The organism is Pantoea sp. ABR1s (genome assembly GCF_057812235.1).
This window is the reverse complement of the sequence record NZ_JBSZSY010000003.1, coordinates 111,303-123,596: the sequence shown is the minus strand read 5'-3', so window position 1 is coordinate 123,596 and position 12,294 is coordinate 111,303. Positions and strand designations below refer to the sequence as shown.

At 52.5% G+C, this 12,294-nt stretch carries 13 protein-coding genes and 2 pseudogenes; 12 read left to right on the top strand and 3 right to left on the bottom strand.

Features of this window, described 5'->3' with window-relative positions; all coding sequences use genetic code 11:
- Nucleotides 1-2 precede the first annotated feature (2 nt).
- From ACXKZD_RS21020 to ACXKZD_RS21005, 4 genes and pseudogenes are all read left to right on the top strand, one after another.
- Nucleotides 3-380 carry a S24 family peptidase gene (locus ACXKZD_RS21020; RefSeq protein ID WP_488982213.1) on the top strand — a complete coding sequence of 126 codons (378 nt, stop codon included), beginning with the start codon at nucleotides 3-5 and terminating at the stop codon, nucleotides 378-380.
- A gap of 2 nt (nucleotides 381-382) precedes the next feature.
- Nucleotides 383-610 (top strand): annotated as a pseudogene (locus ACXKZD_RS21015) (Y-family DNA polymerase); the annotation flags it as partial.
- A 73-nt stretch (nucleotides 611-683) separates the two neighbouring features.
- Entirely contained in the window at nucleotides 684-1,670 is a 987-nt protein-coding gene (locus ACXKZD_RS21010; protein ID WP_488982212.1) for a tyrosine-type recombinase/integrase, read from the top strand.
- Nucleotides 1,670-3,793, top strand: coding sequence for a tyrosine-type recombinase/integrase (locus tag ACXKZD_RS21005; RefSeq protein ID WP_488982211.1), 2,124 nt, complete (start codon nucleotides 1,670-1,672; stop codon nucleotides 3,791-3,793). Before ACXKZD_RS21010 ends, ACXKZD_RS21005 begins: the two co-directional genes overlap by 1 nt.
- A gap of 88 nt (nucleotides 3,794-3,881) precedes the next feature.
- On the opposite strand, the gene ACXKZD_RS21000 is transcribed toward ACXKZD_RS21005, so the two are convergent.
- Nucleotides 3,882-4,148: a hypothetical protein gene (locus ACXKZD_RS21000; protein WP_283543758.1), complete on the bottom strand. Its 267-nt coding sequence runs from the start codon at nucleotides 4,146-4,148 to the stop codon at nucleotides 3,882-3,884.
- Nucleotides 4,149-4,411: 263 nt separating this feature from the next.
- Here ACXKZD_RS21000 and ACXKZD_RS20995 point away from each other — a divergent pair, with 263 nt between their 5' ends.
- From ACXKZD_RS20995 to umuC, 3 genes are all read left to right on the top strand, one after another.
- Nucleotides 4,412-5,263 carry a LysR family transcriptional regulator gene (locus ACXKZD_RS20995; RefSeq protein ID WP_436333527.1) on the top strand — a complete coding sequence of 284 codons (852 nt, stop codon included), beginning with the start codon at nucleotides 4,412-4,414 and terminating at the stop codon, nucleotides 5,261-5,263.
- 157 nt (nucleotides 5,264-5,420) lie between these two features.
- Entirely contained in the window at nucleotides 5,421-6,161 is a 741-nt protein-coding gene (locus tag ACXKZD_RS20990; protein WP_488982210.1) for an SDR family oxidoreductase, read from the top strand.
- 78 nt (nucleotides 6,162-6,239) lie between these two features.
- On the top strand, nucleotides 6,240-7,346 hold the full coding sequence (umuC, locus tag ACXKZD_RS20985) for a translesion error-prone DNA polymerase V subunit UmuC (RefSeq protein ID WP_488982209.1): 1,107 nt from the start codon (nucleotides 6,240-6,242) through the stop codon (nucleotides 7,344-7,346).
- Nucleotides 7,347-7,420: 74 nt separating this feature from the next.
- Here the strand turns inward: umuC and ACXKZD_RS20980 are convergent, their stop codons facing one another.
- The gene (locus ACXKZD_RS20980; RefSeq protein ID WP_061060480.1) at nucleotides 7,421-8,209 is read right to left on the bottom strand and encodes a coiled-coil domain-containing protein; all 789 of its coding nucleotides are present in this window, start codon (nucleotides 8,207-8,209) and stop codon (nucleotides 7,421-7,423) included.
- 611 nt (nucleotides 8,210-8,820) lie between these two features.
- On the opposite strand from ACXKZD_RS20980, the gene ACXKZD_RS20975 reads away from it, so the two are divergent.
- The 4 genes and pseudogenes from ACXKZD_RS20975 (at nucleotide 8,821) to ACXKZD_RS20960 (ending at nucleotide 10,908) form a co-directional block, all read left to right on the top strand.
- A complete protein-coding gene (locus tag ACXKZD_RS20975; protein ID WP_061060481.1) occupies nucleotides 8,821-9,465 on the top strand; it encodes a DNA methyltransferase in 645 nt (214 codons plus the stop codon).
- Nucleotides 9,466-9,500: 35 nt separating this feature from the next.
- Nucleotides 9,501-9,731: a hypothetical protein gene (locus ACXKZD_RS20970; RefSeq protein ID WP_061060482.1), complete on the top strand. Its 231-nt coding sequence runs from the start codon at nucleotides 9,501-9,503 to the stop codon at nucleotides 9,729-9,731.
- 450 nt (nucleotides 9,732-10,181) lie between these two features.
- Nucleotides 10,182-10,682, top strand: a complete 501-nt coding sequence (locus ACXKZD_RS20965) for an antirestriction protein ArdA (protein WP_488982208.1) — start codon at nucleotides 10,182-10,184, stop codon at nucleotides 10,680-10,682.
- Between the two features lie 37 nt (nucleotides 10,683-10,719).
- Nucleotides 10,720-10,908, top strand: a pseudogene (locus tag ACXKZD_RS20960) (hypothetical protein).
- Nucleotides 10,909-11,037: 129 nt separating this feature from the next.
- Here the strand turns inward: ACXKZD_RS20960 and ACXKZD_RS20955 are convergent.
- On the bottom strand, nucleotides 11,038-11,373 hold the full coding sequence (locus ACXKZD_RS20955) for a nuclear transport factor 2 family protein (protein ID WP_488982207.1): 336 nt from the start codon (nucleotides 11,371-11,373) through the stop codon (nucleotides 11,038-11,040).
- Between the two features lie 669 nt (nucleotides 11,374-12,042).
- Here ACXKZD_RS20955 and ACXKZD_RS20950 point away from each other — a divergent pair.
- On the top strand, nucleotides 12,043-12,276 hold the full coding sequence (locus ACXKZD_RS20950) for a DUF905 domain-containing protein (RefSeq protein WP_256378012.1): 234 nt from the start codon (nucleotides 12,043-12,045) through the stop codon (nucleotides 12,274-12,276).
- Nucleotides 12,277-12,294 lie beyond the last annotated feature (18 nt).

Sequence of the window (12,294 nt, the reverse complement as noted above, 5' to 3'; positions counted from 1 at the left end):
TCATGGCCTTTCAGAGTCCGGCCCAGAACTACACCGAAACGCGCCTGAGTCTGGGCGATCTGGTGCATCTTTCCCCTTACTCTACCTATCTGATGCGCAGCGAAAGCGACTGTCCAGATGCAGGTATTATTAAAGGGTCCGTGCTGGCCATCGATCGCGCGCTGACACCGGCACACGGTCAGTTAATCGTTGCCGAGCTCGAGGGAGAACTGACACTGAGGCGGCTGCTGCTCAATCCGGTTCCCGCCCTGCAGGCGCTGGACGTGGACGAAACTGTTACGCTGCTTGATGTAAGCCAGGTGCTGCCCGTGTGGGGTGTGGTCGCCTATGCCCTCACCGATGTAGCCGGAGTGGGATTTAACGGACCTGCAGGAGGTTAGAAATGTTTGCGCTGGCCGATGCCAACAACTTTTACGCCTCATGTGAAACCATATTCAGGCCCGACCTGCGCGGCAAACCGATTGTTGTTGTGTCGAACAACGACGGATGCGTTATCGCGCGATCGGCAGAAGCAAAGCGTTTAGGCGTCAAAATGGCCGCTCCGCTGTTCCAGAACGAGCGTTATTTCAGGCAGAATGGTGTGCATGTGTTCAGCTCCAATTATGAACTGTAGTAAGTTAAGTGGAATGCAATATTGGCTGAGTAAACTTTGAGCAGCAATGCTGTTATCAGAGGTGAACACAATGCTGATTCCACCGGATGAAGATATTATGTTACTGGTTGAGCGCTGGCTGAAGCTGCTGTCCGACCTGGGCCGGGCACCGGCCACACTTACCGCCTACCGCCATGCCCTCGGCCATTATTTTTCGTTCTGCAGCCAGCACAGGATTGCCCCTGAAAAGGCCCGATTTGAAGATCTGGCCGCTTACATCAGCCCTCAGCTGCCTGGCATGCCTTTTCCTGCGGCCAGCGCCACACTCCAGCTGCGCCTTTCTGCGATCCGTCTCCGGTATGACTTTCTGGTTTATCAGGATATATGCAGTACTAATCCGCTACCCCGTGCGGGTTTACCCGGTGCCATTTATACCGGGCGGGGTCTGGTCCCGCGTATAACCCGCTTACCCGTAATACCTGACAATGAGCAATGGCTGAGATTTCTTAAACATGTTTCAGCTGCCTCCCTGCGTGACCGGCTGATGCTCGCGCTTGCCTATTTTGGTGCACTCCGCCGTGCAGAGGTGACAGCCCTGACGCTTGAGGATATCGACCCTGCCCATCGCCTGATCCGTATCCGCCCGGAAACAACGAAAAGCGGGCGGGAAAGGGTTGTTTGCTATGGTCCGGACGTGACGCCGGTACTGGCAAACCATTTTCTGCAACTGAAGCAGGCTGACTGGATACAGGGTGCGTTGTTCCGTTCATTTTCTGACCGTAATTACGGCGCCCCCCTTTCTGTGTGGAACTGGAGTAAAACCGTACGCAGATGGGCTCTGGATACCGGTCTTCCACAGATTACAACACATACCTTCCGCCATCTTCGTCTGACCCATCTGGCGCGTGCCGGCTGGAAGCTCCATGAGCTGGCGACTTATGCAGGACACAGGGATCCGCGCACCACACAGATTTATATCCATCTGTCAGGTTCCGATCTGGCTGCCCGGATAGCCGCAGCCGTGGCTGAAACCGACAGGAAAGTCGCCGGACTTATTTTTCAGGCGGGTGCTTACTGATGAACGAAAAAAAAGCCAGAGTCACTTATGTACCTTTTAAACGCACAGATTATCAGCTGAGTGATGCGTTAAGTCCTGAGGAAAGAGACGCGATAAGTACAGGCTACCGGCGGTCAGCAGCGCTCGGCCAGCCAGGGGCCCTGCCGTTTTTGCTGTTGCCTCTGCGGGACATTGCCTCACGCAGCAGTATCAGTGCCAGACTTGTCAGAATTACCCTTCTTGCCGTTCTTGCAGAAACACACCGGGCGGGTCAGCCCTGCTGGCTGTGGACGCAGGAAAGGTGGTTAACGCTCTGTCAGCAACACAGTTCCGGCAGGCCTTTGCTTGCTGCCTTTGCCTTTCATCTGGGCCCGTTTCCTTCTCCGCTCAGCCTGCCAGTGCATGGCGCACCGTCGCTGTACGCCAGTGCCATCTATGGCCGGAATTTTGTCGGCCATGAAATTAACCGGCTGACGGACGTTCTGATCTCACTGGGATATGTCGGGCAGAATCAGAAACACAATCTGTCGGGTATGCTGGGTGTTCTGATGCTGATGAACAATGATCCGCAACTTGAAACTTTTACGACAGAACTGCTGTGGCGGGGGCAGAACTGCCATGACCGGGGAATCTCAAGAGTTACAGGAAAAATATCCTATGCACTTGCTGCTATGGGAATTATAAAAAGTCCCCTGAGAATGCGGAATTATAAAGAATGGCATGAAAAGCCAACAGAAGGTATCGCGCCTGACTGGGCCCGGTGGTGCCGGAAGTGGCGGGAAACGTCGGTGCTCCGCCCCCGCTCCAGAGAAAGTCAGTACAGTTTCATTCTCCGATGCGGCCTGTGGCTTGCCCGGGAAAAGCCGGAAATATGTGGACCGTCTGACTGGACAATGGAAACCTGCGCCAGCTTCATTGCAATGGTCGGCAGAATGAAAGTGGACGGGCTGTCACTGAACACCCATAAAGGGGGCAGGCGATCAAACCGCTCAGGAGAGCCTCTGATGCCGCATTCCCGCAGCCGGTTTGTTTATGCAGTTCGTCGTTTTATGCTTGATTATGAAAGCTGGGGGTGGGGGAACTTAAAATTCAGTCCGGCCCGTCACCTGTCCACGCCTGACACACCGCTTTTTCGTCAGAGTGTGAATCCCCGTGTTATTGATGATCCGGTCTGGCTGAAACTGGTCTGGGCAAGCCTGAACCTGCGTCAGGAAGATCTGCTGAGCGAAATTCATTATCCCCTGTCTATGCTTCAGGCTATGGCGGTTATCTGGACACATGCCGGGCTGCGACAGAACGAGCTGATGCGTCTGACAACGGAGTGCGTTACTCCACAGGCGGATGACATTCTTCAGGAAAACGGCAGCGCTATCCCGGCGGGCACTCTGTGCTACCTCAGCGTGCCCGCCGGCAAAACGTCTAAAGCTTTTGTTAAGCCGGTCTCGGCTGTTGTGAAAAAATATGTTGATATCTGGCTCAGTGTGCGTCCTCAGGAGCAGGCAGCACTTACGGATGAACGCACCGGTGAAAAAGTCCGTTTCCTGTTTCAGTACCGGGGTAAACCGGTGGGCAGGGACATAATAAATCTCACTGTTATTCCGGTTCTCTGCGCCAGAGCAGGAATGCCTGCAGAAGATTCACGCGGTCCGATTACAAGCCACCGTGGCCGTGCTTCTGCCGTTACAGCACTGGCCAGTGCTCCCGGGGGCATGTCTTTACATGAGCTGATGCAGTGGTCAGGTCACTCATCCGCGCAGTCGACAATGCATTATATCCGCATCCGTCCGACTCAGCTGGCTGCATCGTTCGTAAAAGCAGACAGGGTCGCTCACATGATCAGCGTGCTGATTGACCACGATCCGGAAGCCGCGAGTCTGACCGGACCCGCGACGTACTATGATCTGGGTGACTCATACTGTACGAACCCCTTCTGGAGCAGCTGTCAGCACCGGATGGCCTGCATTGGCTGCGATTTTAACCTGCTCAAACAGAGCGCGCGCGGACTGGTACTGGAAAGCAAAGCCTCTGTCAGACGTTACCTTGAAGAAGTTCCGCTCACACCCGATGAGAGAGCCATTGCTGAACAGGACGCAGATAAAATTGAACAGGCTCTTAAAAGGATGCCCCTTAAACCCGAAGGGTAAAACGGGCCGCTATGTGCCAGAAGCGGTCCTTTAAGTGCTATTCATCCTTTGGGAAACGGCCAGAGTAGGTTCTTACGCCTTCGCTAGATTACTTCTTCAAAGGAAAAAGATGCAGGGTATTAGCAGCCAGCGGGTATATCCCCAGCATTCGGGTTGACGCCTTCAGTTCCTCAAGACTGGCATTCTCCAGGGGTATACGGCCCCCCCATATGGTTATTCCTTCCGACAGGTGTGCGGGTCGGCCCTGTTTTTCTTCACTAATTTCTATTGTTTCACCATTACTCAGAGTGATAACCAGAGATGCTACTTCCAGAGGCTGGTTTTCTCCGGTAGCGTTCTTAAGTTCTACTTTCATCAAAATACTCCTGTGGTGTGTCTGTGAATGCTACTACACACATACCAAACAAACTTTATCAGCAACAAAAAAGTCCACTTTGGCTTAAAGCGGATCGTTCACCCTCTTAGGTCCGCTTTTCGCTCATAGCGGACCTATGCTCCATGTCAGTCCGCTTTGTGCCAGAAGGGGACATCCAGCAATGAGCATAATCGCCTTATATGATAAAACTGATTCTTACTGGCTCGTGTTAGACATCCTTCCTGTACTGATTTTGAGGCTTTATGTTTGACTGGGAAGACCTACGCTATTTTTCAACTTTTGCGCAAACGGGTTCGCTTGCGTCAGCGGCAAAAAAACTGGGAGTGGATCATGCCACCGTTGCCCGCCGAATTGCTTCACTTGAAGCATCAGTCAACCTTAGACTGGTTGACCGGAGACCACGCGCTTATATCCTGACAAAAGATGGCGTTCAGGTAGCAATCTACGCTGAGCAGATGAGTGAGTCGGCCCATTCACTGGTGCGCTTTTCAGGGGCAGGACAGGGGGTGGTGGAAGGGGATGTCATTATTGCCGCACCCCATGTTTTTATGGGCAATCTCATTGCGCCGAACATTGGCAGCTTTTACAAAGAGTATCCACGCATTCGTTTAAGCCTGACGGGAACCAAAGAGCGCCTTTCGCTGGCACGACGTGAAGCCGACATAACCCTCGGCATGGTTCGCCCCGTTGAGTCTGCCGTCGTCACCAGACGGCTCGGTCAGGTTAACTTCACGCTTTATGGCAGTGCGGACTACCTTGCATCGGGGCAGGAACTGAACATCATCGCTTACGATAATTCTGTAACCGAGACGCCACAACAGTCCTGGCTGATAAAACACTGTGCAGGACGTCCTGTCGTCTTCTTCAGCAATGATTTGCGCATACAGGCGATTACGGCAGCCGGTCATGCTGGCATAGCCCTGCTGCCCGATTATCTGGCAAAAGAATACGATCTTGTACCTGTGCAGCCCGGTGGCCCCGTCCTCACTCAGGACATCTGGATGAGCGTACATAAGGATGTGCGCCATGCCAGTCACATCAGCCCGGTGACAGATTTTTTAATCCGATGCATTGAGCCTACATATGGCTTGTGAATTTTTGCATAGCTGAGATGAAGCTATACTGAATATCGCACAAGCAGGCCCCAGACTATACTCGCCCCGACTTGATATCGGATGGGCCGGAAACTCTTTTTTACGCAGCCTCATCCTTTATATTTTTATTTTTAATAGCCCATAAAGGAAATCCTCCATGACCCGTAATATCAGTGGAAAAGTTGTTGTCATCACCGGCGCAAGTAGTGGTATCGGCGAAGCCACAGCCCGTCAGCTAAGCTCTGCCGGTGCCTGCGTTGTGCTGGGCGCGCGTCGTCTGGACAGGCTTACGGCTCTGGCTGAAGAAATTACTGCTGCCGGAGGAAAGGTGGCAGTAGCGCAGACGGATGTATCAAATTTTCAGGACGTCGAGGCCTTGGTAAAAAAAGCAGTTGAGGTGTTTGGCCGGGTTGATGTCCTCATCAACAACGCCGGCATTATGCCTAACTCGCGCCTTGATGAGCTGCGGATCGATGACTGGAACCGGGCGATTGACATCAACCTCAAAGGCACGCTTCACGGAATCGCTGCGGCACTTCCTTTCATGAAAGCGCAAAAGAGCGGACACATTATCAACGTCTCCTCTCTCTCAGGACATCGCGTCCGTCCGACAACGGCTGTCTACTCCGCCACGAAATTTGCTGTCAGAGCAATATCAGAAGGGCTGCGCATGGAGATGACCCCATATAATATTCGCAGCACGATTATTTCTCCCGGCCCGGTCGATACCGACCTGCCATCCAGTGTGACGAGTGCAGCGGTAGCAGAGCAGGTCAGAAAGATACATGAAATGGCCATTCCTGTAGAAACGCTGGCCGATACTATCGTATTTGCGATCGGTCAGCCGGAAACAGTCGACATCAACGAAATTATTGTTCGACCTACTGCTATGGAATAATCCTGCCAGTACCCTACCGTTCTGAACGGCACAGCTTATTTGCCGAATCCTGCCGTTCTGAGCCGGAGCAATAAGTAAATGTGTATTCGCTTTTCGCTCATAGCGGTCCTTAAAGCACCAATAATTTCTGTAGATTTTCCATTCCACATAAACGGCGACATATCTGCACGCATGATGGCCATACTGGGCGAGATGGCCGCGGGACAGGAAGTCTATTCCATCGATGAGTCATTTCTGGACGTTACCGGGATTGATAACCTTATCCCGCTTGAGGCATTCGGGCAGCAGATGCGCGAGCGTATCCGGAAGGAAACCGGGCTGATAATCGGCGTGGGGTTCGGGCCGACCAAAACCCTGGCCAAACTTGCTAACCATGCATCTAAAAAGTGGACGCAGACGAATGGCGTCGTAGATCTGTCAGACAGAAGCCGACAACGAAAACTCCTTCATCTGACTGATGTCAGTGATATCTGGTGCATTGGCCGGCGGATCAGCCTGCGCATGAACCAGCTGGGAATCACCACGGCACTGCAGCTCGCTGACAGCAATGTCAGCATGATACGTAAGAACTTCGACGTTATCGTCGAGCGCACCGCGCGTGAACTCAATGGTGAGTCTTGCCTGGCACTTGAAGACGCACCTCCGCCTAAGCAGCAGATAGTGAACTCACGTTCTTTTGGCCAGCGCGTTACACAGTTAGAAGATATGCAGCAGGCGCTCGTGCTTTATGCCACGCGTGCTGCGGAAAAGCTCAGGCAGCAGAATTCACGCTGCCGCCATATAAGCGTCTCGATCGCCACCGGTCGCCACGGTGATGAACCGCAGTATTCAAATACGGCCTCACGCATATGCGATTATCCGACGAACGACACGCGGGACATTATTGAATCAGCACTTCGAGGCCTCAGCACTATCTGGCAGGAGGGTTACCGGTATGCGAAAGCCGGCGTAATGCTGGGTGATTTTTACCAGTCAGGCGTGGCACAGTTCGACATGTTCAGTGAGCAGCAGCCGCGTGCAAATGCAGATGCATTAATGGCAGCGCTGGACGGCATCAATCGCGCAGGCAAAGGAAAGGTCTGGTTCGCGGGTCAGGGAAATCGCGACAGTTCATGGCAGATGAAGCGTGAAATGCTGTCGCCGCGCTATACCTCGCGCATAAAAGATATTCCGCGAATTAAATAACTTTAAGTTATAAAGCTAGGTGAAGCTGTTCATGCAATTCACTTCACCCTAGCGCTATTTTATGAATAATGCTGTTAAGGTTGATTGTTTTTCATTTTTGTAGTTGTCATTAATATTTCTTCTATTTTATCTATGGAAGTAAAGTCTACAAGGCTCACTTGATTGATATGCGCATCAAGCTCTTTCGAATTAAAGAGGCCTCGAAGATGTTTTAACCAATCGTCAGCAAGAGATCTTTCTTGTTGGCTGAATAGATTAAATAGTTCTGTCGCTTTAATTGATCTCTCGTCGATGTCTCCATCATTATCATAAAACACACTATAATCGTTGATGAATCTATTTGTTCTAAGTGCCAGCGCTAATATTTTAAGATTTTGAGCACTAATTGATGCTTTAAGATCATAGCTTTTACTTTGCAGATCAGTTATCTCAGTTGCAAGGGCCTTTTTTTCGGCTTCCAAGGTTTCAATTTTAGCATCAATTTCTTTTTTCTTGTTTTCTCTAATTTTTTTTGCGATCTCCTCTCTATCTATAGCCTTTTCGTCAGCATAATGAATTTTCGCTTTGAAGTATGCAGTAAAATTGGAAATCAAAGCATTAAGTCCAGGCATAGTGATTGAAAGAGCGATGCCAGTCAAGACAGGAAGAACAAGGTAGTTATAATATAAGTTATCTTGACCATATATTGCAGTTATTCTTTTTTCAACAGGTGCTTTTGACATGAATAAAAAAATAATATTTGACCAGTTATAAGCGAGCCAGGATGTTGTTATATAAGCCGCACAAGGACCAGCAAACCGCCCAGCTAATCCTTTAAAGAACTCCGCGCTTCCTTCTTTTACGCCGTCAGTTTCTTCACTCATTATCAATGCCTATTCTAAAATTCAGTAGGAAAACTCTTCCCGGTTTATAAAATCTTATCGCTTAATAAATTAACTTTGTCCCCGCAACTAGGAACATCGTGATACCCACACTTCACGTAGTTGAATCAGTGGTCAGTGTCAGTAGGTTCGCATTACAAGGTATAGACCCAACTACCATAACCGCTAAACAGCTGAATCAGACAGTACCTAAAATAATAACAACGGATGTCATTTTTTAACAGCTTCTTGCCATCTCATGAGTAACAGTGCTGCTGCTCTTTCGAGCATAGATTTACAAACTAGATATGCACATGTGTTCTGGGCAAGAAGACATAAGGAAGTCGCTTCGCTCTGCTTCTTTTGCCGCTCCCCGTCCTGCGGCCGGAAACCGGCAGAGGTAAAGTGCCGTGCCCTTACTGTAGCCGGGCGGCTTCCCAAACAAGCGAAGCTGTCGCCGGCCTTCTCACCCGTTCCCCGCCGTGCGCGGGACATTCAGTCCGCTCCGGCGGCGCGTGCGGCTTCGCGTCCGCCCTTGTTTGCTCAGCTGTTCGCCCGTCTGCGTGTTGGTCACGGCACCACAGGGGTGCCCCCTGACATTAAGGAGCATAACTATGTCCCGATTCATGCGTGGCGACAGCGTACAGATCATGGCCGGCTTTCCGGATAACAGCATCGACTTCATTCTGACCGATCCCCCGTACCTCGTCGGCTTTAAGGACCGGTCCGGCCGTTCGATCGCGGGCGACGTGAGCGACGAGTGGGTACTGCCGGCCAGCCGTGAAATGTTCCGCGTGCTCAAAAACAACAGCCTGGCGGTAAGCTTCTACGGCTGGAACCGCGTGGACGTCTTTATGCAGGCGTGGAAATCCGCGGGCTTCCGCGTCGTCGGGCACCTCGTCTTCACCAAAACCTACGCTTCGAAATCGGCGTTTGTCGGGTATCAGCATGAAAGCGCCTACCTGCTGGCCAAAGGGCGCCCGCCGCTGCCGGCAAAGCCCTTACCTGACGTGATGCCCTGGAAGTACACGGGCAACCGGCACCATCCGACCGAAAAGCCGGTGAGCGTATTGCAGCCGCTTATCGAAACCTTCACGAAGCCCGGGGATTTAATTCTGGACCCGTTTGCCGGTTCAGGTTCGACCTGCGTCGCCGCGGACCAGTGCGGCCGCCGCTGGATAGGGATCGAACTACTTGAGGAGTACCACGCCGCCGGCCTGCGCCGCCTGGGTGAACTGCGCGCCGCCCGTGCCGCATAACGCATATTCTCTGACCACGCCATAAGGACAGCACCATGACAGACCAGACACTGACGACCGAAATCACGCAGCTTACCGACGACATTAACGACCTGGAGGAATCGCTTTACGAGTTTCACCTTCGATTGCGGAACATGACAAAGCGGCATCTTTACCGCGGCGCGGCGCCGGCGCAGAAAATGGCCGGGATGCTGATCGAGCAGATAGATACAGAACTGGTGGCGCTGTACCGGCGGGCTGCCGAAATGCGCAATCACCTGAAGTAACGGGCAGGCGGTCATTTTATGACCGCCTGCTGTCTGTGCGCTGATTCAGCCGCCGCTGCGCTTTTGTCCACAGGGTTATAGCCAGGCTATGCACCCGGATTGTGGACAAATGGACATAAGGAAGTTGCTGCGCGCCGCTTTATTCCGCCATTCGGCGGGACAGGGCAGAAAACCCGGTCCGTGCGTGCTGCGGCCGGTGCCGTGACTTCACTGTAGCCCGATCGCCTTGTGGTCAAGCGCGCCTCCTTCGCCCGTTCGCACTCCCTCCACCGCACTTACTTCCGTCGCGCTTCCGCTCAGTCTTCGCGTCAGCGCCGTGCGTAAGCACGTCTCCGCTCGCTTGCGCTGCGGCCTCCTCGTCACGCTTGACCACTGCGTCTCTCCGTCGGGCTGTCATTCAGTCACGGCACAGGCCGGAACTGAGACAACTTTGACTGCGGAGGATTTCTTATGACATTTAGCGGACCAGCGGTATACGTCGGGACTTACCATAAATATAACTGCGGCAGTATTTTCGGGAAGTGGTTTGATCTTACTGACTTTGAGGAAAAAACCGAGTTTCACAACGCGTGTCGCGAGCTCCACGCCTCTGAAGAAGATCCTGAATTTATGTTTCAGGACTGGGAGGGCATTCCGTCTAAATTCGTGTCTGAATCCTTTATCGACTGGGATTTCATCGCGGCGTGGAAGCAGGCGAAAGAAGAGGGCAGGGAAGACGCCTTTGTTGCCTGGGCGGATTATTACGGCGAATGCGATTTCGATGCGTTTGATGATGCGTACAGGGGGAAGGCGGAAAGTGAGGAAGATTATGCGTATGAGCATATTGAAGACTGCGGCCTGCTGAATGACGTTCCGGAGCCGCTGCGCTCTTATTTCGACTATGAAGCCTATGCCCGTGACCTGTTCAGCAGCGGATATGTGCTGCACGACGGCTTTGTATTCAGCAACTAATGATGCCGGCAGGGGAAGCCCTGCCGAAAAGGAAAAAATGAAACTGTCACCGCAAACCCGCGACATCCTTCGCCAGTATAAAACCCTTGTGAATGCGCAGCGTCGATCCAACGACCTGAGAGAGCTGAGGACGTAGGAGCTCATTGATGAAATCTGTTATTTCATGACCTGTAAGAGTGCCGTTTACATCGGCGGCCACTTTATTAAGCAGGGCGGAAAAGGGTAATCAGCACAGTCAGGCGGTTCCGGCCGCCTTTTAGCCCGCGAAAACCGCGCCTGCGGCAGCAGAAAGAAAAGAGGCGCGCCTGACGGCGCGACTCCCGTCTTTCGGCCTGTAAGGGCAGCGAGATTGATATCATGGAAAGTAGAACCACGCAGTGGAGATAAGGTCATTTGTAATTTCGAAAACGGCAATGCTTTCGAGGGGGGCGGGTGACAGGCCATGGATGAATTCGTGATCAAACACTTTGTTACCCAGCACCGTCCTGGAAATGAGTTCTGCCCTGAGTTCCGGATTATTAAAACGATTACTTATGTAAAACTCACGCAGCGCTGATTTTCCGATCGTTGAGGGGGTTTCGGCGGGCATACGATAGCCCCTGAAATCCTCAGAAAAGCACTCAATTAAAGCATTTATATCGTGTTTGTTGTAAGCCTCAAACTGAGCGGCGACGGGACGTGTTACTGACATGTTTAACTCTCTATTTTTGTTTATTTATGCTATTTGTTAGCATAAATATTCATTAATTTGAAGGCTTCTTAAATCCTTTTTTCGGTGAATCGCCGATTAATCATAAAAAGTCCGTTATCCCGGGCGTCCAGTCGGCTGTCATGCTTCGCACAGAGCCGGCAGGCCGTCTCTGCCCGGCCCCGTTCCGGGGCAGCGGGTTTCTATCCTGACGCAACACCTTCCGCTCGCAGCAGCCGTTCCGGCTGCGCCGCTCAGTCCCGCCGTAAACGGCGCTCCCTGCATCCCGCCACCACACACGGCGGGATGTAAGGGGCAACGCTGTTTCGCGCCCGCGCGTCACACCGTTGCGGCGGGTTCCTGCTTTCCTCATGGGTTGTTTCGCCCGTCTGAGTCCTTTCGCCGGGGCTGAGACAAGCACAAACCGCCTGGCTGTCCAGGGACGGCTGAAGCCTCTCGCCGGAAAATTTTTTATGTGGCCAAAAATTTTTCCGCTCGCTCCCGGACATCTGCGCCGGCCCGTGCTCGTTGCGCCCTTTGCGGCGAACGGCTCTCAAACGGGTGAAGGTTACAACCAGGGGAGAAAGCAGCAGTTCCCCGCAAAACGTCAAGACCGCGGCCCCGGCAACTCAACGGGTGATGGTTTTAAGGGCAGACAGACAGGAGATTTAAGTGGAACAGCCAGCAGTTGTGCGCTTACCGGATGACACCTTCACGCGTGAGCAGGCGATGGAAGTCGCTGCGCAGTATTCCAATGTGACTATCGAAGACGATCAGGGTACGCACTTTCGCCTGGTCGTGCGTAAGGACGGCGGTCTGGTCTGGAGAGCATGGGATTTTGAATCAGAGGCGGGTTACTGGCTGAACCGTTATATCGGTGATTACGGTATTCGCAAAGCGCAGTAAGCCGTTAAAAGGTGCCCT